Source organism: Cellulophaga baltica 18 (genome assembly GCF_000468615.2).
Taxonomy (GTDB): domain Bacteria; phylum Bacteroidota; class Bacteroidia; order Flavobacteriales; family Flavobacteriaceae; genus Cellulophaga; species Cellulophaga baltica.
Genome location: NZ_CP009976.1, coordinates 3,425,712 through 3,449,403, shown reverse-complemented (window position 1 = coordinate 3,449,403; position 23,692 = coordinate 3,425,712). Strand labels below are relative to the sequence as shown.

Genomic DNA, 23,692 nt, shown 5'->3' with positions numbered 1-23,692 from the left:
ATAGGTTCTCTAGCATCAATTATCTTCAAGAACTTGACGCATTGCCTTTGCTTTGAGTAAACACTCTTGGTATTCATTTTCTGGCGTTGCCTTGGCTGTAATGGCGCTTCCTACAGAAAAAGAAATATACTTTTTACTTTTGTTATAAAGAATACTTCGGATGATCACATTAAAATCAAAATCCCCTTCCGGAGAAAAATAGCCAACAGCACCACTGTACAACCCCCGTTTAAAGCTTTCCAAGGTTTCTATAATTTTCATGGCAGATACTTTAGGTGCCCCTGTCATGCTTCCCATAGGAAAACTGTCTTTAATAATAGCTACCGGACTCTTATCTGCATCTACATGGGCGATTACCGTAGATATCATTTGATGCACTTGATCAAAAGTGTACACTTTGCAGAGCTCCTCTACAGCTACTGTTCCTTTAATGGCACTCTTAGACAAATCATTACGTACCAAATCTACGATCATGATATTTTCTGCTCTTTCTTTCTCATCCTGCGCTAAGCGCTCTTTAAGTTTGTCATCTTCCTCTTTATTGGAGGCTCTTTTGGCTGTACCTTTAATAGGCTGAGAAATAATTTTAGACCCCATCTTTTTTAAATAGCGCTCCGGCGAAGCACACAAAAGATACTTATCGTCTAATTTTAAGAATGTAGCAAAAGGAGCTTTAGAGATCTCGTTTAATTTCTGATAGACTTTTAGGGGGTCAATCGTATAGTTTTCCGCATAGAATTCTTGACAAAAATTTGCTTCATAAATAGCGCCGTGTTTTATATGATCAAGCATCTTAGTCACTTTACTAAAATACTCATCTTTAAAAATTCGCATTTTAATGTGAATATCTTTTGCGACACTTTGTATTTTTTCTCCCATATTAGGTTGACACTTGATGATTGTCTGATAATCTTCTTCAATCTCATCATCAACCATATTCAAATAATCAAACTCTAGGCAATTACCCTTAATCTTTATTATTTTCTTAGGTTGAAAAAAATACAACTCAGGAAACTCAACACCATCTAAGTTAGCAGATTCCAGCTTTTCTACATCATTCTTAAGATCGTAGGTCAAATATCCAAAAATCCAATCTTTGGTTTGTTCTTGATAGGTTTTTAAATCGTCAAAGGCATTTTTATGATCCGTTTTTATGGAGGTCAACGCATCAACAGCGATAAGCGCATCATAAGAATCATACTTTTGTTTGTGCGCATTACTATCTAGCCAGACCACTTCATAATATTGTTGTGCCCATTGTAAAATCGAATCCTTAAGAAAAGGTAAATCCTCAAAGGTATAAGTAACTTTTTTTCGCAATACTTAAGATAGTTTAGCTAAGAATTGGTTTAAGGCCTCTTGATGCTGTTTCGCAAGATCAGCATCAACAATACCTTTTGCTTCGTCAAAATTTTCTTGAAATGAAGGAAGCGAAAAAGTTGCGACAACCGTTGCTCCAAAGCGAGGCAATAGGTTCGCTGTAATTTCTAAAGCACTCATTCCTCCTCTTTTTCCTGGAGAAGTAGCCATTAAAAATATGTCTGTTTCAGCTAAAAAAGCTTTGTCAACTCTAGATAACCAATCTAAAAGATTTTTAAAATAAGCAGAAGGGTTGCTGTTGTGCTCATTTACCGAAATAATTAAACCAGCAGCAGATTTAATTTCGCTATTAAATTCTACAAGAGAATTAATAAAGCCATTATTTTTTTCTTCATCAACACTATATAACGGAAATGGATAATTGGCTAAATTAACAACCTGCACCTCTTTTTCTTCTACTAGTCCAGCAGTATATTGTACTAATTTATAATTTATAGACGAAGAGGAGTTACTTCCTGCAAAAGCTAAAATTGTCGACATGCATTTTATTTTAGGGTTATTACAACGAAAATAAAGTAAATAGTGCCAACATGTCTAAAAATTATCTAATTTTGCGGCACTAAACATCTAAAATTACTGTTTAACAAGTATATACAGTAAATTATTTATGAAATGATAAATAAACCAGATAGACTTTACTTTATTGATGCCATGCGTGCGTGGGCGATATTAATGATGCTACAAGGGCATTTTGTAGATGGTTTACTAGATAATGCCTTTAGAGACACTTCTCATATAGGCTACAATATTTGGCTTTATTTTAGAGGTATCACGGCCCCTGTGTTCTTTACGGTATCCGGTTTTATATTTACTTTTCTTTTAACTAAAGGCGATAAAACAGGTTTTAGCAATCCTAGAGTTGCCAAAGGAATAAAGCGTGGCCTACAATTATTACTTATAGGATACCTCTTACGCTTAAATTTTTGGGGATTATTAGTGGGGCAAATTTACAATACCTTTTATTTAGTTGATGTACTACACTGTATAGGATTATCTTTATTAGGAATTATAGCACTTTATGTCTTAACAGAAAAAAGAAAAGCGCTATTTCCTATTGCCTTACTAGCAATTACCATACTGCTCTTTATTTTTGAGCCTAACTACAGTAAATGGGTACATGCTTACTTACCACAAACTTTTGCGAATTACTTCACAAAAGCTAATGGATCTGTATTCACCATCTTCCCTTGGTTTGGATATGCAACTTGTGGTGCATTTTTATCTTTAGTATTTGCAAAATTTAAAAATGCAAAATATGTATATCCTATAGCCATCACTACTGCCCTAACCTTAGGTGCTGGTTTGCTATTTGGCTCTTCCGCAGTATTTTTATACTTGGCTGAAACTACAAAAGTTCAATTGTTTGCAGATATCTTTTTCAACAACTACTTATTCATTCGTCTAGGTGACGTATTGTTAGTCTTTGCTGTTTTCATGTTGTTTAGAAAGTTTATGACCAATAGTACTTTACTAAAAATGGGACAGAGTACGTTATCTATCTATGTAGTACATTATATCATTCTTTATGGAAGTTTTGTTGGTGTTGGTTTGTACTACTTTTTAAATCATTCTTTAGCTCCATCTATTATTATTCCTGGCGCTATTGCATTTATGGTTACCTGTACCTTCTTGGCGTTACAGTATGAAAAACATAAAGTTGTTATCAAAGCAACTATAGCTAATGCCCTAAAACAAGGCACCACTTTATTGGAACCTTGGGCTACGTTTGCGTTTAAATTAACCAAAGATCTGTTCATCAAATTAAGAAACGCTACCCTTAAGTTATTTAGACTAGTTAAAGATTAATACCGAGTCTATTTTTACTTTACAAATTCTATTATCTTCACTTAAAAAACTAGAATATAATGAGTGAAGAAAAATATGCTCCTATTGCCGTAGACTTAGAAAAAGACAAAAATTACGGATGGTGCACTTGTAGTCATAGCAGCAACCAACCATTTTGCGATGGTTCTCACAAAGCACATAATGCCACTCCTTCGATGCGTTTCTCTGTGGAAGAAGATAAAAAAGCATATTTATGTACCTGTAAGAAAACTAGCAATCCACCTTATTGCGATGGTACTCATAAAAATTTATAGCACAAAAAAGCCATCTAATTATAGATGGCTTTTTTTATAATATTCAAATAAAGTGTAGCTTACCTTAGGAAAACTTATTAATCTTTATTATTTCTTCCGGTGAAAACGCTAAATTATCTAAGGCTGCCACGTTTTCTTTTAATTGTTGTGAAGAACTAGCCCCAATAAGAACCGATGATACCGTTGGTCTTTTCAATAACCAAGCAATCGCCATTTGTGATAATTTTTGGCCACGTTCATCCGCTATTTTCGCCAATCCTTTTATTTTTTCAAGATTCTCTTGCACTTGTGTCGTTTCTAAATATGTAAAATTTTTCGCCGCTCTAGAATCTTCTGGAATTCCATGTACATATTTATTGGTAAGCATTCCTTGCGCCAGTGGAGAAAAAGCAATGCAACCAACTCCTGCTTCATCTAAAGTATCTAACAAACCATTCTCTACCCATTTATCAAAAATAGAATACCGTGCTTGGTGTAGTATAAAAGGAACATTCATTTCTTTTAATAATCTGGCGGCTTCTTTAGTTTCTTCTGGTTGGTAGTTAGAAATCCCTACATATAGAGCTTTCCCTTGGCGTACAATATCTGCTAGCGCCCCCATTGTTTCTTCTAGTGGCGTATCTGGATCAGGTCTATGGTGATAAAAAATATCTACATAATCTAATCCTATTCTTTTTAGACTTTGATCTAAGCTAGCAATCAAATATTTACGAGACCCCATATTACCATAAGGACCAGGCCACATATCATACCCCGCTTTGGAGGCTATAAACAACTCATCCCGATACGATTGAAAATCTTTTTTAAAGATGGTTCCAAAGTTTTCTTCTGCAGACCCGTAAGGAGGTCCATAGTTATTAGCCAAATCAAAATGAGTAATTCCCAAATCGAAAGCGGTTCTTAAAACTTCGCGTCCGTTTTGAATATTATCTATAAAACCAAAATTATGCCATAAACCTAAGGATATTGCTGGAAGCAAAACTCCACTTTTTCCTGCACGATTATATGTCATGGAAGTATACCTATTGGAATGCGCTTGGTAGTTTGCTATTCCTGTTTTATCATTTATCTGCATCGATGAGACTTTAAATATTCCTTACCCTTATTTTTCAATTATATGAATTCCCTACGTGTTTAGAGAAATTAAGCACTTTATTAAAAATAAAAAAGCCTATCTAAATTTAAATACTGATAAAACGAGTATATAAATTTCGATAGGCCTATATGAATTATATTTTAGATTACACGTGTAACGCTCTATCTTCTGTGGCTGCAAGAGCCGCTTCTTTTACCGCTTCCGCATAGGTTGGATGTGCATGACTCATTCTAGAGATATCTTCAGCAGAAGCTCTAAACTCCATTGCTGTTACGCCTTCTGCTATCAAATCTGCTACACGAGCCCCAATCATATGAACTCCTAAAACTTCATCTGTTTTTTTATCCGCAAGAATCTTCACAAATCCGTCGGTATCACCACTTGCTCTAGAACGTCCTAAAGCACGCATTGGAAAAGAACCAGATTTGTACTCAATACCCGCCTCTTTTAATTGCTCTTCTGTCTGTCCTACTGCTGCAACCTCTGGCCATGTGTAAACAACACCTGGAATTAAGTTATAATCAATATGAGGTTTTTGTCCTGCTAAAATTTCAGCAACTAAAGTACCTTCTTCTTCCGCTTTGTGCGCAAGCATAGCTCCTTTAATAACATCACCAATAGCATAAATATTAGAAACATTAGTCTGTAAATGCTCATTAACCGCTACTCGTCCTCTTTCTTCTAGTTTTACACCTGCAGCTTCAAGGTTTAACCCATCGGTATAGGCATGACGTCCTACCGCTACTAAACAATAATCTCCAGTGAAGGTAATTTCTTCTCCTTTTTTATTATCCGCTTTCACGATAACTTCATCGCCCTTACGTTCTACAGATTTTACTTTGTGAGAAAGTTGGAATTTAATTTTTTGCTTTTTAAGTACTTTCATTAATTCTTTAGATAACGCACCATCCATTCCTGGAATAATACGATCCATAAATTCAACAACCGTAACTTCTGCTCCTAGTCTTTTATAAACTTGCCCTAATTCTAAACCAATAACACCACCGCCGATAACAATCATGTGCTTTGGTACTTCTTTAAGTTTCAGCGCCTCTGTAGAGGTAATTACACGCTCTTTATCTAATTTAATAAAGGGTAAAGTAGATGGTTTAGAACCTGTTGCAATAATGGTATTTTTTGCTTCTATAGTTTCTGTTGTTCCATCTGCTTTAGCTACCGTAATGTGCGTAGCATCTTTAAAACTTCCTGTACCCGTAAATACATCAATTTTATTTTTATCCATCAAAAACTCAATCCCCTTTGTTGTCATATCAACAACACTTTGTTTACGAGATATCATTTTTTCAAGATTCAGTTTTATGTCTCCAGAAATTTCAATTCCATGATCTTCAAAATGTTTTATAGCATCTTCATAATGATGAGAAGAATCTAATAATGCCTTAGAAGGAATACACCCTACATTTAAGCAAGTTCCTCCCAAAGTGCTATATTTTTCAATAATTGCAGTTTTCATTCCTAATTGCGCACAGCGAATAGCTGCAACATATCCACCTGGACCTGAACCAATAATGGCTACATCGTATAAACTCATAATTTTGAATTAATTTTTATAAACATAACAAAATTAGTACTATTTTCTGGTTTAAATGCCTTCAAAGGCCTAAACTTCTGTTATAATAAAGTGCTAAATTGTAATTGCTGTGGTATGCTTAACTTCTGTAATCACAAATGAACTTTGCGTACTTCCTATGTGACTAATGGCTGTAAGTTTTGAAACCATAAAATTTCTATACTCCTCCATATCCGTAACATGAACCTTCAAAATATAATCATAGTCGCCACTAATATGATAACATTCTACTACCTCTTTTAATTTTACAACCTCCTTTTCAAATAGCGTAACATAGTCTTTAGTATGCTGTGCTAATTTTACATGACACAACACCGTAAATTCCTTGTTTACTTTTTTCTTGTTGACTAAAGCTACATATTTATCAATCGCTCCGTTTTTCTCTAAGCGCTTAATTCTTTCATAAACCGCTGTCACAGATAAGTTTAAGCTGTTAGCATACTCTTTAGTGGTTCTTTTACTATTGGCCTGAAGTAAGCTCAACAGTTTTGCATCAATTTCATCTAATTTCATTCTGATATATTTTCACTATTTATAGCTTCAACGGCAGTATACCAAACTATAAAACTACAATATACACTATAGCTAGTTTTATAATCTATAAATACCTTCATTCATTGATATATTTTAACAATATACGTAATTTTCAAGAAGATTAAGGTGTTGATATATCCGCCGATTCAGTTTTTATTTGTTTGTTGATATCTGGATTGGCGGATTACCCTTTTTAAGTAACTTAAAACATAACGAGACATGGATCACAAAGCAGCAGATAACTTACAGGATTTACAATTTTTTGGGGAATTTGGAGGAGTAAATCCTTCCATATCAGACTCCTCTACCTATACATTTATGGCTGCCAAAACCATGTTTGATACGTTTGAAGGAAATACCGAAGGTTGTTACCTATATAGTAGGCACTCCACACCTTCTAACCTATATTTAGGAGAAGCATTAGCCACCTTAGAAGGTACTGAAACTGCAAATGTTTACGCCAGTGGTATGGGAGCCATAACCTCCGTAATTTTACAAATGTGTGATGCTGGTGATCATATCGTAAGTAGCAGAACTATCTATGGAGGTACGTATGCTTTTATGAAAAACTTCCTTAAGAAGTTTGCGATCAATACCTCTTTTGTAGACACTACAAATGTAGCGGCTGTAGAACAAGCAATCACCCCAAAAACAAAAATGATTTACTGCGAGGCAGTTAGTAATCCGCTTTTAGAAGTGGCTGACATTGCGGCATTATCAAAATTGGCAAAAAAACATAATTTACCCCTTGTGGTAGATAACACATTTTCTCCATTAGCTATTAGTCCTGGAAAATTAGGTGCCGATGTAATCATCCATAGTTTAACCAAATTCATAAATGGAACTAGTGATTGCGTTGCAGGCGTCGTATGTGGTACCGTAGATTTTTGTGCTAGTTTAAAAGATGTAAACAGCGGTGCCGCTATGTTACTAGGAAGTACTTTAGATAGCTTACGCGCTTCATCAATTTTAAAAAACATGCGCACCTTACCTATTAGAATGAAAAAGCATGCTGAGAATGCACAGTATTTAGCGGAGAAATTTGAAGCAGACGGATTGGCTGTTTCTTACCCAGGTTTAGCTTCTCATCCTGGTCATGAAACAATGACAAGACAAATGAATAAAGATTTTGGCTATGGTGGTTTACTTACCTTAAATGTAGGGAGTTTAGACCATGCCAATAATTTGATGGAATTAATGCAAAAGAAGAATTTGGGATATTTAGCCGTTAGTCTTGGCTTTTACAAAACACTCTTTAGTGCACCAGGGACGTCTACCTCTTCTGAAATCCCTATAGGGGAACAGAAAGAAATGGGACTTGGCGAAGGTTTAATTCGGTTTTCTATTGGATTAGATAATGATATAGCCCGTACCTATAAAATTATGAAAGCGTGCATGCAAGAGTTAAATATTCTAAGTACAGAAAATGTAAGCGCGTAAAATACCGTATAACACACTTGCAGGAATAGCGCCAAAATCGTATTATTACGGAATAACAAATTACATTTTTAATGCAAAATCAAAGCTTAAATCCTTCGGGACCTGAAAATGAACACATTGTAGAAAATAAAGAGCTGAGCATTTGGGAGGCTTTAATTCCAGTATTCATTTTAGTAGGCATGTTGGCGTACAACGTATTTGTTTTTGGTGATGATGCATTAAGTGGTTCTAACCAGTTTATTTTGTTATTAGGTGGCGCTGTCGCCGCTATTGTAGGCTTCTTTAATAAAGTAAGCTACGAGCAAATGATGGCGGAAGTTGCAGAAAATTTAAAATCGACCTCCGGAGCTTTACTTATTTTACTAATGGTAGGTGCCCTTTCTGGAACCTGGTTGGTAAGTGGTATAATTCCGTCTATGATTTATTATGGACTTCAAGTATTAAATCCAACGATATTTTTGGCCGCATGTGTAATTATTTGTTCCGTAATCTCGGTGGCTACAGGAAGTTCATGGACCACATCTGCAACCGTAGGTATCGCATTAATTGGTATTGGTAATACCTTAGGAATTCCTTTAGGGATGACAGCAGGCGCTATTTTATCTGGCGCCTATTTTGGAGATAAGATGTCTCCTTTGAGTGATACCACAAATTTAGCACCAGCAATGGCAGGAGGAGAATTGTTTACGCATATTAAATATATGTTCTACACCACCATTCCTACCATATCTGTAACCTTAATTGTTTTTATAATTTTAGGTTTTAATATTGATACTACTGGTACTGCTGATACACAATCTATTTTAAATTCTATTGATGACACCTTTAATATTACAGGATGGTTATTTATTGTTCCATTGGTTGTAATAGCCTTAATATTAAAGAAAGCTCCTCCCCTTTTAGCCTTATTAGTAGGTACTTTATTGGGTGGCGTTTTCGCAATACTATTTCAACCAGAAATAGTAATGAACATCACCGGTGCAGCTTCGCTTACTTTTGAGTCTGCTTACAAAGGAATTTTAAACGCAATTACCGTGAAGACGGCTATTGCTACCGAAAATGCTGCCTTGAGTGATTTATTTGCTTCCAAAGGAATGGCGGGGATGTTGGGCACTATCTGGTTAATTATTTGCGCCATGGTTTTTGGTGGTATTATGGATGGTATCGGTGCGCTTGCTCGAATAAGTAGATCTTTATTAAGTTTAGCCCAATCTACCTTTAGCTTATTTGCTAGTACTGTAGCCAGCTGTATTGCCTTAAACGTAACGGCTTCCGATCAATATTTAGCATTAGTAGTTCCGGGTAAAATGTTTGCTAAAGCCTATAAAGACAAAGGCTTGGCTCCAGAAAATTTAAGTAGAACTCTGGAAGATTCAGGAACGGTGACGTCTGTATTAATTCCTTGGAATACCTGTGGTGCTTATCACAGTAGTGTTCTTGGGGTGCCTGTGGTAGATTATCTGGTATTCGCGATATTCAATTGGTTAAGCCCTATAATGACTTTAATATTCGCAGGATTAAATATTAAAATCAAGCGCCTGGTTAAAGGAGAGAAAAAAGAAACCGCTACTGTTTAAAAAATAGTTGTTCACCATAAAAAATTACAAGCTACGATAATCACTATGTAAGCATCATTCTATTGCCAAACTCTTAAAATATCCTCCCTAAAATTGTAGATTTAATACTATTTATCTGTTATGGATTCTATCATCAATAAATAGTATGGACCTATCAATTTTTTAAATATTTATTCGTCTTATTTTCCTTTTCTAGCCTTAATTTTACAGTAGATAAAAACACTAAAAATTAAATAGAATATGTCAATAGTAGGTAAAAAGTTTCCAAGTTTAAGCGTAAATGCCATGAATGATTTAGGAGATACTTTTAAAATTAATGTTTTAGAAGAAGCTCAAAAAAACAACAAAAAAGTTGTTCTTTTCTGGTACCCTAAAGATTTTACTTTTGTTTGCCCTACAGAATTGCATGCTTTCCAAGCTGCATTAGGCGAATTTGAAAAAAGAAACACGATCGTTATTGGTGCTTCTTGTGATACTCCTGAAGTTCATTTTGCATGGTTAAGCACTGCAAAAGATAATGGAGGAATAGAAGGTGTAACGTATCCTATATTAGCAGATAGCAATAGAAATTTAGCGTCTACTTTAGGAATCTTAGATATTACGAACGAAGAGTACAATGACGAGACGGGAGTTGTTACTGTAGAAGGTGATAATGTAACATACAGAGCTACGTACTTAATCGATGAGGAAGGTACTGTATTTCATGAAGGCGTTAACCATATGCCAGTAGGTAGAAACGTGAATGAATTTTTACGTTTAATTGATGCCTATTCTCACGTACAGAAAAATGGCGAAGTTTGTCCTGCAAACTGGGAAGAAGGTAAAGATGCTATGCAAGCAAATGCTAAAGGAACTAAAGAATACTTAGCAAGTCACATTAACTAAATTTATAGTCCCCATTGCCTATGGTGATGGGGTTAATTTCTAAATTAATTACGTATGATTTTAGAATTAGAACAAGATAATTTACAGGAAATTATTGACCAAAATGAAAATGTAGTGGTTCAATATTCTGCTACTTGGTGTGGTAATTGTCGTATTATGAAGCCTAAATTTAAAAAAGAGGCTACAACAAACGAGCATATTACTTTTGTCCTTGCTGATGCTGAGAAATTTCCGGAATCTAGAAAATTAGCCAATGTAGATAATCTTCCAACTTTTGCCGCTTTTACAGGCGGAAAATTGAAGAATCAAGTACAAACTAATAAGTATGATGTATTAAAAGAATTGATCAGTGAAGTTACCAGTAATTAAGCACCTCACAAACTTCATCCAAGAGAATGATGAAGACTACGTATTAGAAACGATAGAAACACTTGAAGCACTAACAGAAGTACCTTCTCTTAAGGATGAGGAACTAGATGTTATTGGAGAGTTAATCTCTAATATGTACGGAGCCATAGAAGTTCATAAAGCAGTTAAGAGTGGCGCTTCTCAAAAAGAAGCCCTAAATGGCTTTATGCAACGCGTAATGGGTTCTATAGATAAATAAGAGCCCCTTTTTAAAGTTTAAAGTCCATTTCTAATCCGAATGGACTTTTTTTTATTTAAAATTTTCAAAAACTATTTTAACATTTAAAAGATATATTTTATAATTTCACGAAGAATTAAATTCAATTAAAATTATGGCTGTTGTAACATTAAAAGGAAATAAATTAAATACCATAGGAAGTTTGCCTGCAGTAGGTACTTCTGCTCCAAGCTTTACACTTACAAAAAACGATTTATCTTCTGCTGATTTATCGCAATACAAAGGAAAAAAAGTAGTTTTAAATATTTTCCCTAGTGTAGATACAGGAACTTGTGCACAATCTGTTCGTCAGTTTAACACAGAAGCATCCGAATTAAAAGATACGGTTGTTTTATGTATCTCTAAAGATTTACCCTTTGCACAAGCACGTTTTTGTGGTGCAGAAGGTTTAAGTAATGTAGAAATGTTATCTGATTTTAAAGATGGTAATTTTGGAACTAACTATGGTTTATCTTTTGCAGACGGACCATTAGCGCCATTACTTTCTAGATCTGTAGTGGTTTTAAATGAAGAAGGCAATGTAATTTATACGGAGCAAGTTGCAGAAACTGTAGACGAGCCTAATTACAAAGCAGCATTAGAAGCGTTAGTAAATGCCTAAAAAAGAATCTTTTTTAGTAAATAGAATAAAGAGTGTCGGCTTCGCCTTGCGTGGAGCCGTTCTTTTAATTCGGACGGAAGCAAGTATAAAGATTCAGGTTTTTATTGCTATTGTTATGACCATTGCTGGTTTCTATTTTGAGATCACCAAAACAGAGTGGATTTTACAAATATTCGCTATTGCATTAGTTCTTGGCGTAGAAGGAATGAATACTGCTGTAGAAAAAATATCGGACTACATACAACCTGAATTTGACAAAAAAATTGGTTTTATAAAAGATATTGCTGCAGGCGCTGTAATGCTTGTATCTATTGCATCTACGATTATTGGAATGATTATATACCTCCCAAAGATTTTTTAGATCGGTTATAGCTTCCCCATACAAGGTAAATTTGTATTTTAGCCCTCTAGAATAAAAGATTTAATGGCAAAAAAGTCAAAAAGCTCAAAATCAACGGCTCCTAAAAAAAAGGCGTCTTTAAAATTATCAAAACAAAATAAAATTATATTAGGAAGCTTAATCATGCTTTTTAGTGTAGCACTTTTTTTTGCTTTCATATCGTTCTTTTTTACTTGGCAGGACGACCAAAGTTTACTTTCCGAATTTTCTAATCGGAATCAAGAAGCAAAAAATCTACTCAATAAATTTGGCGCGGCTATTAGTCACCTTTTTGTCTATAAAGGTTTCGGTATTGCGGCTTTAATATTCACTTTCCTTTTCTTTATTAGTGGCTTAAGACTCTTTTTAAGTCTTACCAAAACAGGACTCCTAAGAAAATGGATTTGGGGATTGGTCTTTGTCATATGGATCTCACTAAGCTTAGGCTTCTTTGCTGAAAAAAGACCGCTATTAGGTGGATTAGTAGGCTATGAGATGAATGATTTCATGCAAGATTATATCGGAAAACTAGGTGTAGTACTACTATTGATTTTTGGTCTTGTGGTGATCTTAGTGCGTTTATTTAAGTTAACTCCAGATCATATTTCGGAATACTATAAAAATAAGAAAAGCGCTATTTCTAAAGAGTTTAGCGAAAAAGATGCTGTAGAAACATATTCTGAAGAAGAAGTAGAAGCACTTATTCAAAAAGAAGAAAAGCAAAAGGTCGTAGATACCTACACCCATAAGAAAGATATTCCAGTGATGGAAACCAAGACAGAAACTAAGACTATTATAGATAAAGATTTTGAGGTTACCATTCCTGTTGAAGAAGATGTTGTGGAGGAAGAACTTCCTATGGAGGTAGAAAAAATAGTAGAAGAAGGAGAAGAAACCGATAATCTAGCCAGTAAATTGGTGGAAGATTATGGCGAATTTGATCCTACGCTAGAATTAGGAAATTATAAATTCCCTACGATAGATTTATTAGACCAACATGGAGTAACGGGTGGTATCACCATCAACCAAGAAGAATTAGAAGAGAATAAAAATAAGATTGTAGAAACGCTAAAAAACTACAAGATAGGTATTGCACAAATTAAAGCTACTATTGGCCCTACCGTAACACTTTATGAGATTGTTCCAGAAGCTGGCGTGCGTATTTCTAAGATTAAAAACTTAGAGGATGATATTGCTTTATCACTTGCTGCTTTAGGAATTCGTATTATAGCCCCTATACCGGGGAAAGGAACTATAGGTATTGAGGTTCCTAATAAGAATGCCACTATTGTATCTATGCGCTCTGTAATTACATCCAGTAAGTTCCAGAAGGCAGAAATGCAATTGCCTATCGCTTTTGGTAAAACTATTAGTAATGAGACTTTCGTTGTCGATTTAGCTAAAATGCCTCACCTCTTAATGGCAGGAGCAACAGGACAAGGTAAATCTGTTGGTTTAAATGCGGTATTAACCTCATTACTCTACAAAAAACACCCTGCGGAGGTAAAATTTGTACTGATTGACCCTAAAAAGGTAGAATTAACTCTGTTCAACAAAATAGAACGTCACTTTTTAGCAAAATTACCAGATTCTGAAGATGCTATTATAACCGACAATACTAAGGTAATACACACCTTAAACTCGCTTTGTATAGAGATGGACAATCGGTATGAATTGCTTAAAATGGCATTGGTACGTAATATAAAAGAGTACAACGTGAAGTTTAAAGCTAGAAAACTAAACCCTAATGATGGGCATATGTTTCTACCTTATATTGTATTAGTTATTGATGAGTTTGCAGATTTGATTATGACTGCGGGTAAAGAAGTAGAAACTCCTATTGCACGTTTGGCGCAACTTGCCCGTGCTATTGGTATTCACTTAATTATAGCCACGCAACGTCCTTCTGTAAACGTTATTACCGGTATTATCAAAGCCAATTTCCCGGCACGTATCGCTTTTAGAGTAACCTCTAAGATAGATTCCCGTACTATTTTAGATGCGCAAGGTGCAGACCAACTTATTGGTCGTGGTGACATGTTATACACCCAAGGAAATGATGTGACACGAATTCAGTGTGCTTTTGTTGATACGCCTGAAGTTGCCAAGATTGTAGAATTCATAGGCTCTCAGCGCGCATATCCAGATGCACATTTACTTCCAGAATATGTTGGAGAAGATTCTGGCACAAGTCTTGATAATAACATCACAGATAGAGATGCTTTATTCCGTGAGGCTGCAGAAGTTATTGTAATTGCACAGCAAGGATCAGCATCTTTAATCCAAAGAAAACTAAAATTAGGTTATAATAGAGCCGGTAGAATTATTGATCAATTAGAGGCCGCAGGTATTGTGGGTCCGTTTGAAGGTAGTAAAGCCAGACAGGTATATGTTACGGATATGGCCGCTCTTGAAGTAATTTTTAACAACGAAAAAAAATAAAATTTGATTATGAAAAAGATTATTGTTTTAGTAGCACTTTTCACCTCTGCCCTATCTATGGCGCAATCTTCCTCGAAAGCAAAAACTTTGTTGGATGATGTTTACAACAAGGTAAAAAGTTATGACAATATTTACGTAGATTTTAAATATGCTTTGAATAATAAAGAAGCAAATATCAATCAAGAAACTCGTGGTGATGTTACAATGAAGGGCGATAAGTATTTATTTAACTACTTAGGCTCTCAGCAGTTGTTTGATGGCAGTAAAGTGTATACTATTGTTCCAGAAAACGAAGAAGTAACTATTGAAGCGAAATCTACGGAAGAAAATACCATCACTCCTTCTAAAATGTTGACTTTTTACAAAAAAGGACATAATTATGAGATGGATATTCTTCAAACTATTCAGGGTAGAAAAATTCAGTTTGTAAAATTAACACCTATAGATACTAATTCTGAGATTAAATCCATCCTTTTAGGCATCGATGCAGAAACAAAACACATCTATAAATTGATTGAAACAGGCAAAAACGGAACTAAAACAACCATCACTGTTAATTCTTTTAAAACAAATCAGACTTTATCAAAAACCTTATTTACATTTGATGAAGCTAAGTACAAAAAAGAAGGCTATTATATCATAAGGAATTAAGCATTGAGAATATTAGACCGTTATTTATTAAGTAGATTCTTATACAATTTCTTCAGCTCGTTTGCAATATTGATGCTCATCTTCATATTTCAAACGATTTGGCTGTTTATAGACGATTTGGCTGGTAGAGGCTTGGATGTTATGATTATCCTTAAGTTTCTCTTCTATATTATGCCCAATCTTATGGAGAAGGTACTTCCATTGACGGTACTTCTAGCCTCAATTTTAACCTTTGGATCTATAGCAGAGAATTATGAATTTGCCGCAATGAAAGCCTCTGGTATTTCTTTGCAGCGGTCTATGCGACCTCTAATTATTTTTGTTTCCATTTTAGGGATCTTGGTATTTTATTTTGCCAATAGCGTCATCCCTGCTTCCGAACAGAAAATTTACAACCTTAGAAAAAATATTGGACAAGTAAAACCCTCTACAGCCATTGTAGAAGGTGCTTTTAGCGATTTAGAAGGTACCAACATGAATATGAAGGTAGATCGTAAATATGGCGATAATGATCGTTTTCTAGAGAATGTTATCATCCATAAAAAATCTAATAACAGCATTAACAATACGGTTATTAAAGCAAAAACTGGCGAATTGGTCAGTAGTGAAGGTTCCGATATTTTAAAATTGGTTTTAAGAGATGGCCATTACTATGAGGACATCGAAAAAAAGAAAACCTCTGAAAATAAGAAATACCCCTTTGCTAAATCGAGTTTTGAAGTATATACCATCAATCAAGATATCTCTAAGTTAGACGTTAATCTAGAAGAAGATAGAGCGGTAACTACAGATAAGATGAAAAATGTAGTTCGGTTAATTAAGGATGCCGATTCTATTAAAAAAAACAACCTGTCTATAATAGAAACTTTTTCTAAGAGTATTCATAACCGCGCAGGAGCCTTTGCTGTTCTATCAAAAAAAGACAGTGTAGATAGGGCTAATTTTGTACCGCTTAGTAAAGATTCTTTACGCTTACAAAAAGCTGTTTTTGACACGCTTACTATCGTGAATTTATATCCAGCATATCAAAAGAGTCAGATTTTAAATGCGGCCAAGAATACCACTACCAATATTATTGCTTCCGTAAGCAGTAAGAAAGATGAAATGGATAAACGCTATAAGATCTATAATATGCACATTGTATCGTTGCATAAAAAGTTTGCTTTGGCCTTATCCTGTATTGTGTTATTCTTTGTAGGGGCACCATTAGGGGCTATTATTAGAAAAGGCGGATTAGGGTTACCCATGGTGGTTGCCATTATCTTGTTTCTAACCTATTACTTTATTGGTGTATTTTCTGAAAACTACGCAAAGGAAGGAAACATGAGCCCAATTATCGGAGCTTGGGCATCAACCTTAATAATGCTACCCTTAGGCATCTTTTTAACTAAAAGAGCTACAGAAGATAAAGGATTGATAAGTTTTGGAGTTATTATAGACTTATTTAAAAATGGTTTTAAAAAATTAAAGCCTAGTACAAAATAAAACGTATGGACAATATGAGGAATCTAGATGCTATAGAAGACGCAATTATCGATATTAAAAACGGTAAAGTTATTATAGTTGTTGATGACGAAAATAGAGAAAATGAAGGCGACTTTTTAGCCGCTGCAGAATTGGTTACGCCTGAAGTAATTAATTTTATGGCTTCGCAAGGTCGTGGACTTATTTGTACGCCTTTAACCGAAAGCAGATGTAAAGAGTTGGGCTTGCCTATGATGGTCACCAACAACACAGACCATATGGAGACCGCCTTTACGGTATCTGTAGATTTACGTGGCAAAGGAGTTACCACTGGTATTTCTGCCGGAGATAGAGCTAAAACCGTACTATCTTTAACAGATCCTGAGACCAAACCTTTTGATTTGGCTAGACCAGGGCATATTTTTCCTTTAGTGGCAAAAGAAGGTGGCGTTTTACGGAGAACCGGCCATACAGAAGCGGCTATAGATTTTGCCCGATTGGCAGGCTTACAACCCGCTGGTGTTATTGTAGAGATCATGAACGAAGATGGTTCTATGGCGCGCTTACCAGAACTAATGGAAGTTGCTAAAAAACACGATTTAAAGATTGTTTCTATCGAGGCTTTAATTGCCTACCGTATGGAACACGATAGTTTAATAGAGAAAAAAGAAGACTTCACTATTACCACTCGTTTTGGAGATTTTAGATTGCGTGCTTACCAACAAACTACAAACGATCAAGTACATATTGCTTTAACCAAAGGCACTTGGAAGAAAGACGAAAAAATTCTTACGAGAATTAATTCTACTTTAGTGAATAATGATATTCTTGGTACGCTCACCAACAATCCTGATAAGAAACTTGAGGATATGTTTAATGCGATTAATGCCGAAGGTAAAGGTGCCTTTTTGTTCATCAATCAAGAAAGTCAGTCTTTAAACCTTTTAAATAGATTATCAGACTTAAAGGCTCTACAAGCCAAAGGAGAAATGAAAGCTCCTAAAATAGAGATGGATGCCAAAGATTTTGGCGTTGGTGCACAGATATTACACGACCTTAATATTTCTAAAGTAAAACTATTAACCAATACCATACAGTCTAAACGTGTAGGTATTATTGGTTATGGATTAGAAATTATCGAGTACGTAAAATACTAAGCTAATACTGATTTAATAGCGGCAATCATCGCTTTTGCTCTTGCCTGCACCTGCTCTTCTGTCCAACTTAATTTAATTAAGCAAGAAATGGTACGTGATAGTACTTGATCAGAAGCAGAAAAATCTTTCGCTTCAGAAGTATATACCGCGCGCTCTATAGTTTCAGAAAACTGATTTAAAGATTTTAGTTCTTTTAAATGGTCCCATTTTGTATGGTAATGCCAGTTGTTATCATACCAATAAAAAGAAGCATCTACGCCATGCTGCCCTAAAGTGGTATGTGCCGTTTTTGCTAGTTGTTCTGTAGGAAGAAAGAAACTTATAAACGAATAATTCTGAACGCCACCTGCTGGAACTTTTCTGAAGGTAATTTCAGGAATGGTTTTTAATGCGTCCTCTAAAATTGTATAGTATTTTTTCTGAGTAGCCAGAAAATCATCCAAGCGTTGTATTTGCGCCACGCCTACGGCCGCATGTAATTCTGATATTCTGTAGTTATACCCCAAAAATGGATGCCCTTCTGCTCCCCTATCTTTTCCGATATGGTCATGCCCATGATCTGAATAATGATCCGCATGGGTATAAAATTCTTTGTTGTTTGTAATTAGTCCGCCACCCTCACCGCAGGTAATTGTTTTTACATAATCAAACGAAAAACATCCTATATCTCCAATACTCCCTAGCGGTTTGTTATCATAAGAACCACCAATAGCTTGGCAGGCGTCTTCTACCAGCACCAAATCATGTTTTGCACATAACTTAAGTAACGGATTTAAATCTACCATAGAACCGCACATATGCACAGGCATGATGGCTTTGGTACGTTCTGTAATGGCATTTTCTACCGCTGTAGCGTTTAAGCCTAAGGTTTCATCTACATCTACAAGAACAGGAATAGCCCCTACCGCTAAAATAGCCTCAAAAGTAGCTACGAAGGTGAATGTAGGCATGATCACTTCATCTCCAGCACCAACACCCGCACTGACCAATGCTACGCTTAAAGCGGCTGTACCGCTACTTACCAATTGCGCGTATTTTGTTTGCATACGCTCGGCTAATAACTTTTCTAATTTAACAGCCTTCCAATCGTTACGGGCTCCGTCAAAACCATAACGCATGAGTACTCCTGAATCTAAAACATCATTGACTTCTTTACGTTCCGCATCTCCGAACAATTCAAATCCAGGCATATATTTTTCTATTAAAAGTTAAAAAGAATTCCGCCTGCAAATTAAGAGGATTTACAGCGTTTATCAAACCATAATGACAACTAATTATCGTTCTAAAATCATATCTTTCAATGGCTTTCTTACTTTCGGCAAAGTAGCGAACAAATCGTCTGCGGCCCTATACCCTACTGGCAGTACTAAGACAGAAGTTAAGTTTGTATCCTTAAGCCCTAAAAGTTCGTCATATGTACTCGGAACAAAACCTTCCATAGGGCAAGAATCTATGTTTTCTAAAGCACAAACCGTCAGTAAATTGCCCAATGCCAAATACGCTTGTTTGGTGGCCCAGGCTTTTTTCTCTTCGGTAGTCATTTTTGAAAATGTAGCAATGAGGGTATCGCGAAAGGGATTCAGAATTTCATCACTAGTGTTTCGGATGTCTTTAATTAAGTGGAAATAATTTCTGATGTAGGTTTCAGATATATCGGTTTCTATACAGAGAATTAATACATGTGATGCTTGAGCTACTTGTTGTTGGTAGTACGAGTGTGCTACTAAATTCTCTTGTAGTTCTTTATTATGCACTACCATTAGCTTTAATGGTTGTAACCCGTAAGAGGTTGCGGTAAGATTAAAAGCTTCTTTTAGAAGGTCTATTTTCGTTTCGCTTAAAACCTTGGTGGAATCAAATTTTTTAACAGCGTAACGCCAATGTAGAGAATCTATGCTCGAATTCATTCAATAATTTTAAATGTATGCCTGGTAAGTAGTACCCTGCTTTGCTGTAAAATTACTTTTTTAAAATGATACGCATTCGTAATTCGCTAAAAAATAGACTGCTAAAGCAGCATTAGCATTTAAAAGGAAAAAAATGTGAAATTTTTTTCAAAAGCAGGGTTGATATTTAAAAAAGGTTTATATATTTGCACCCGCATTCAGGGAATACCTGATGAGGCACTCAGGAGAATTGGCAGAGTGGTCGAATGCGGCAGTCTTGAAAACTGTTGAGGGTCACACCTCCGGGGGTTCGAATCCCTCATTCTCCGCTTAGAGCAAAGCTCAATACCGAAAGGTATTGGGCTTTTTTATTTTAAGACATGTCAAAAACATCGTTTTTGTAAATAAAATAAAATAAAAAAGCCCAGAAATTGCGCTAGCAATTTGAGCTTTATTGTCAGGTGCGGAGAAACAAGGGATGCACGAAGTGAATCCCGAAACTTGAAAAAACAAAATAAAAAAGCCCATAAATTGCATTTGCAATTTGAGCTTTATTGTCAGGTGCGGATACCTAGGGATGCACGAAGTGAATCCCGATACTTGAAAATTACTAAGAAATTGCGCTAGCAATTTGAGCTTTATTGTCAGGTGCGGAGAACAAGGGATGCACGAAGTGAATCCCTTGTTCTCCGCAAAAAACCCCATAAACGTTAAGCTTACGGGGTATTGTATTTGTAGGCGTCGAATTGGGTGTAGTTTATCGTCTTTTTAATTCGAGAAAAGTTTAAAAATAATTTTTAACGCTATTTCCCAACACTAGCCATGCGCCTCATCGTATCGAAAAGTGCTATTTTAAAAGCATCATCTTTAGCGTACAACCTATATAAATCAAGTTCTTGTTTACGTTGTTGTGCCATAACATCATTCATGATTTTTTCAAAGGCTATACTTTTATTTTGTTCATCAGAATTATTTAAATATTTAGATTTAAAATCTGGATGTGCTTGTATCGATTTGGTAAGGCTAATAAATTTTACACGTTGGTCTTCTGGTGTAACTTCCCAATTTTGAAACCAACGCTCATTAAAACTTTGTATAATTAAGTCTAAAGGATCTTTATCTTCATCTGTTCCATGTGCACCTCTTGGATTAGGGTTTTGAGGCTCCACGATACTTTCAGAATCATCCAACCCTATTTCTTCATTTAAACGCACACGTTCTAAACCGTAAGTAGATAAATCAACAGATTCTAATAATTTATCCAATCCATCTAATTCATCGCCTTTTATGGGTAGTTTAGGAATCAAGAATTTTAGAAACCAATACAAATTTTCCCATTGTAATATTTCAAAAGGCATAATAGAAGCCATTTGTCCGTAGATTTTCACAAACTGCTTTGCTTTAATTTTAAAGTCCGCTTTATCCTCATCTTCTAATTCTAATTCGTTAACAAAACGCTCTGCTGCACGTTCTATTATTGGACTTAAAACCTGTGCATCTTCTTTATTAAAAAACTTAATATTAAAATCTTCTACTTCACTCCACTCATAAACACCAACATCGTCCAATACTTCTTTTAACTCGTGTAAAACATTTACATCTGTAGCTTCGCTTAAGGACGTTGCTGTATAAAATGGATCAAATGATGCTTTTATTTCTGTGGACGAATTAAAAAAGTCTAACACAAATACATCTTCTGTTTTCTTACCTAATTTGGTTGCCGCTCTGTTTAAACGTGATAAGGCTTGCACTGCTAAAACGCCTTGCAATTTTTTATCGACATACATGGCACACAGTTTTGGTTGGTCAAAACCTGTTAAGTATTTATTAGCAACTACCAATATTCTGTAGTCCTCTTCATCAAACTTTATACGTGTATCTTTTTCTGCAAAGCCATTCATCTCTGCTTCTGTGTATTCTATTCCGTCGACTTCTTTACTTCCAGAAAAGGCAATTAGCACTTTAAATGGACGCCCTTTATCCTTTAATATATTTTGTAAGGCTTTATAATAGCGAATAGCAGATTCTATACTTTGCGTTACCACCATTGCTTTCGCTTTTCCTTTTAGTTTTTTCTGATTGACTATTTTAGGAATAAAATGGTCTAATATTATTTCTGCTTTTGTATTAATGGTCTGTTGATGTTGCTCTACATAAGCTCGTAATTTTTTTTGCGCTTTCGCGGAATCAAATAACGGATTCTCTTCAATAGATTTTTCTATTTCGTAATAGCTTTTTAAAGTCGTGTAATTTGCCAATACATCTAGAATGAAACCTTCTTCAATCGCTTGTTTCATAGAGTATAAATGAAATGGTTTAAAACTACCATCGTCTTGTTGCACACCAAATTTCTCTAAAGTAATCGGTTTGGGTGTTGCTGTAAATGCTAAATAACTAGCATTACCACGCATTTTACGCGACTGCATCGCTTGTACTATTTTATCTTGAGCATCTAGCTCACTATCTTCATTGGCTTGTTGACCCATAGCGGTATTCATACTGTCATATGCAGAACCACTTTGACTACTGTGTGCTTCGTCAATAATAACCGCAAATCGCTTGTCACTTAAGTCTGCAATACCATTTATAATATGAGGAAATTTTTGAATCGTAGTTATAATAATTTTCTTGCCTTGCTCTAAGCTACTTCTTAATTCGGCAGAAGAATACACTGGTGCAATAATATTTTTAACCTCAGAAAAATCTGCAATATTATCACGTATTTGTTTATCTAATAAACGTCTGTCGGTAACTACAATAACCGAATCAAACAATGGACGTTCTACATCTGTAATGCCTGGCACACTACTGTTTTCTGGATAGGTTTCTATCAATTGATAAGCTGCCCAAGTAATAGAATTGGATTTACCAGATCCCGCAGAATGTTGAATCAAATAGGTCTGCCCTACGCCTTTTTTACTAGCATCTTCCATTATTTTACGTACCACATCCATCTGGTGATATCTTGGAAAAAATAATGTTTTTGTTTGTATTGGGTCCTTCTTTTTACCATCCAATCGCACAAAGTGCTGAATAATATTAGCTAAACTCTCTCTGGTAAAAACTTCGTTCCATAAATAATTAGTTCTATGGCCGGTAGCACCGGCAGGCAGTTCAGGATTACCTTTACCGTGTTTATTCCCTTTATTAAACGGTAAAAAAAAGGTGTTTTTACCATTTAACTTAGTCGTCATATAAGCCTCGTCTGTGTCTACAGCAAAGTGTACCACACAACGTGCAAATTGTAATAAAGTTTGTTTGGTATCGCGTTGGGTTTTATATTGGTGTTGACCATGCACTCTAGCATTTTGACCTGTCCATGCATTTTTAAGTTCCATAGTTACAATAGGCAAACCATTAATAAACAATACCATGTCTATTTCTTCTCTTGGGTTGTCTATACTGTAACGTAATTGTCTGGTCTCACTAAAACGGTTTTGTGCAAAGTTATCTTTTACTTGTTGACTACTACTTGCTAATGGTAATTGATAAAACAAGGTAAAATGTGCATCATCTACTTGCAAGCCTTTTTTAAGTAGATACAGAATCCCATATTTTTTAACCAAACGATCATAACGGTTTAGAATTTTTAATTTCCAGTCGCTTTGCTTTTGTAGCTTTTCTAATTCTTCTTTTTGAGTACTTTCTAAAAAGTCCCAAAAGAATTGCTCATCTATGGCAAACTGGGCATTAAAATTAGCAGGTTGTCCAATATAATAGCCTTTACCTGTTCTGTATATTTCTGAATTTTCGTTTACAGCATCTACAGACACACCATCTTTTTTAATGGCTTCTATGCAAGTTCCTGTTAAAGTTCGTTCTATAGCTGCTTCTAAAGCTTGTTCGTTGGTTTGGCTATGCATA

At 35.3% G+C, this 23,692-nt stretch carries 21 protein-coding genes and 1 tRNA gene; 14 read left to right on the top strand and 8 right to left on the bottom strand.

Features of this window, described 5'->3' with window-relative positions:
• Positions 1–15: 15 nt before the first annotated feature.
• Entirely contained in the window at positions 16–1,320 is a 1,305-nt protein-coding gene (locus M666_RS14815) for an anthranilate synthase component I family protein (protein WP_029446489.1), read from the bottom strand.
• Between the two features lie 3 nt (positions 1,321–1,323).
• Positions 1,324–1,860 carry an NADPH-dependent FMN reductase gene (locus M666_RS14810; protein ID WP_029446488.1) on the bottom strand — a complete coding sequence of 179 codons (537 nt, stop codon included), beginning with the start codon at positions 1,858–1,860 and terminating at the stop codon, positions 1,324–1,326.
• A gap of 132 nt (positions 1,861–1,992) precedes the next feature.
• Between M666_RS14810 and M666_RS14805 the strand changes: the two genes are divergently transcribed.
• The gene (locus tag M666_RS14805; RefSeq protein WP_029446487.1) at positions 1,993–3,186 is read left to right on the top strand and encodes a heparan-alpha-glucosaminide N-acetyltransferase domain-containing protein; all 1,194 of its coding nucleotides are present in this window, start codon (positions 1,993–1,995) and stop codon (positions 3,184–3,186) included.
• Positions 3,187–3,245: 59 nt separating this feature from the next.
• Entirely contained in the window at positions 3,246–3,479 is a 234-nt protein-coding gene (locus M666_RS14800) for a CDGSH iron-sulfur domain-containing protein (protein ID WP_024480787.1), read from the top strand.
• A 64-nt stretch (positions 3,480–3,543) separates the two neighbouring features.
• Here the strand turns inward: M666_RS14800 and mgrA are convergent, their stop codons facing one another.
• The 3 genes from mgrA to M666_RS14785 all read right to left on the bottom strand — a co-directional run bounded on the left by mgrA (position 3,544) and on the right by M666_RS14785 (position 6,679).
• Positions 3,544–4,554: an L-glyceraldehyde 3-phosphate reductase gene (gene mgrA, locus M666_RS14795; protein ID WP_029446486.1), complete on the bottom strand. Its 1,011-nt coding sequence runs from the start codon at positions 4,552–4,554 to the stop codon at positions 3,544–3,546.
• A 166-nt stretch (positions 4,555–4,720) separates the two neighbouring features.
• Positions 4,721–6,127, bottom strand: a complete 1,407-nt coding sequence (gene lpdA, locus M666_RS14790; RefSeq protein ID WP_029446485.1) for a dihydrolipoyl dehydrogenase — start codon at positions 6,125–6,127, stop codon at positions 4,721–4,723.
• 93 nt (positions 6,128–6,220) lie between these two features.
• On the bottom strand, positions 6,221–6,679 hold the full coding sequence (locus tag M666_RS14785) for an Lrp/AsnC family transcriptional regulator (protein WP_025615137.1): 459 nt from the start codon (positions 6,677–6,679) through the stop codon (positions 6,221–6,223).
• Positions 6,680–6,919: 240 nt separating this feature from the next.
• Here M666_RS14785 and M666_RS14780 point away from each other — a divergent pair, with 240 nt between their 5' ends.
• The 11 genes from M666_RS14780 to ribB all read left to right on the top strand — a co-directional run bounded on the left by M666_RS14780 (position 6,920) and on the right by ribB (position 17,942).
• Positions 6,920–8,140 (top strand): aminotransferase class I/II-fold pyridoxal phosphate-dependent enzyme, encoded by a 1,221-nt coding sequence (locus M666_RS14780; RefSeq protein WP_029446484.1) that lies wholly within the window; start codon positions 6,920–6,922, stop codon positions 8,138–8,140.
• Positions 8,141–8,211: 71 nt separating this feature from the next.
• Positions 8,212–9,717, top strand: coding sequence for a Na+/H+ antiporter NhaC (gene nhaC, locus M666_RS14775; RefSeq protein WP_025615135.1), 1,506 nt, complete (start codon positions 8,212–8,214; stop codon positions 9,715–9,717).
• 240 nt (positions 9,718–9,957) lie between these two features.
• Positions 9,958–10,602, top strand: a complete 645-nt coding sequence (locus M666_RS14770) for a peroxiredoxin (RefSeq protein WP_029446483.1) — start codon at positions 9,958–9,960, stop codon at positions 10,600–10,602.
• Between the two features lie 54 nt (positions 10,603–10,656).
• On the top strand, positions 10,657–10,971 hold the full coding sequence (locus tag M666_RS14765; protein ID WP_025615133.1) for a thioredoxin family protein: 315 nt from the start codon (positions 10,657–10,659) through the stop codon (positions 10,969–10,971).
• The gene (locus M666_RS14760; protein ID WP_029446482.1) at positions 10,952–11,209 is read left to right on the top strand and encodes a DUF6952 family protein; all 258 of its coding nucleotides are present in this window, start codon (positions 10,952–10,954) and stop codon (positions 11,207–11,209) included. The genes M666_RS14765 and M666_RS14760 overlap by 20 nt, the downstream gene beginning before the upstream one ends.
• A 133-nt stretch (positions 11,210–11,342) precedes the next feature.
• On the top strand, positions 11,343–11,849 hold the full coding sequence (gene tpx / locus M666_RS14755; RefSeq protein ID WP_024480778.1) for a thiol peroxidase: 507 nt from the start codon (positions 11,343–11,345) through the stop codon (positions 11,847–11,849).
• Positions 11,842–12,210, top strand: a complete 369-nt coding sequence (locus M666_RS14750; protein ID WP_024480777.1) for a diacylglycerol kinase — start codon at positions 11,842–11,844, stop codon at positions 12,208–12,210. The genes tpx and M666_RS14750 overlap by 8 nt, the downstream gene beginning before the upstream one ends.
• Positions 12,211–12,273: 63 nt before the next feature.
• The gene (locus tag M666_RS14745) at positions 12,274–14,670 is read left to right on the top strand and encodes an FtsK/SpoIIIE family DNA translocase (protein WP_029446481.1); all 2,397 of its coding nucleotides are present in this window, start codon (positions 12,274–12,276) and stop codon (positions 14,668–14,670) included.
• Positions 14,671–14,679: 9 nt separating this feature from the next.
• Positions 14,680–15,321, top strand: coding sequence for an outer membrane lipoprotein periplasmic chaperone LolA1 (locus tag M666_RS14740; protein ID WP_029446480.1), 642 nt, complete (start codon positions 14,680–14,682; stop codon positions 15,319–15,321).
• Positions 15,322–15,393: 72 nt separating this feature from the next.
• Positions 15,394–16,806, top strand: coding sequence for an LptF/LptG family permease (locus M666_RS14735; protein WP_029446479.1), 1,413 nt, complete (start codon positions 15,394–15,396; stop codon positions 16,804–16,806).
• 14 nt (positions 16,807–16,820) lie between these two features.
• Complete coding sequence (gene ribB / locus M666_RS14730) at positions 16,821–17,942, top strand: 3,4-dihydroxy-2-butanone-4-phosphate synthase (protein WP_369798363.1); 1,122 nt, start codon at positions 16,821–16,823, stop codon at positions 17,940–17,942.
• Here the strand turns inward: ribB and M666_RS14725 are convergent.
• Both M666_RS14725 and M666_RS14720 read right to left on the bottom strand, forming a co-directional pair.
• Positions 17,939–19,132, bottom strand: coding sequence for a DegT/DnrJ/EryC1/StrS family aminotransferase (locus M666_RS14725; RefSeq protein ID WP_029446478.1), 1,194 nt, complete (start codon positions 19,130–19,132; stop codon positions 17,939–17,941). The two genes, ribB and M666_RS14725, sit on opposite strands and share 4 nt — an antisense overlap.
• A gap of 84 nt (positions 19,133–19,216) precedes the next feature.
• Entirely contained in the window at positions 19,217–19,849 is a 633-nt protein-coding gene (locus M666_RS14720; RefSeq protein WP_029446477.1) for an NAD(P)H-dependent oxidoreductase, read from the bottom strand.
• A 223-nt stretch (positions 19,850–20,072) separates the two neighbouring features.
• Here M666_RS14720 and M666_RS14715 point away from each other — a divergent pair.
• Positions 20,073–20,157: transfer RNA gene (locus M666_RS14715), tRNA-Ser, on the top strand.
• A 474-nt stretch (positions 20,158–20,631) separates the two neighbouring features.
• Here the strand turns inward: M666_RS14715 and M666_RS14710 are convergent.
• Positions 20,632–23,691, bottom strand: a complete 3,060-nt coding sequence (locus tag M666_RS14710; RefSeq protein ID WP_029446476.1) for a type I restriction endonuclease subunit R — start codon at positions 23,689–23,691, stop codon at positions 20,632–20,634.
• Between the last annotated feature and the right edge of the window lies 1 nt (position 23,692).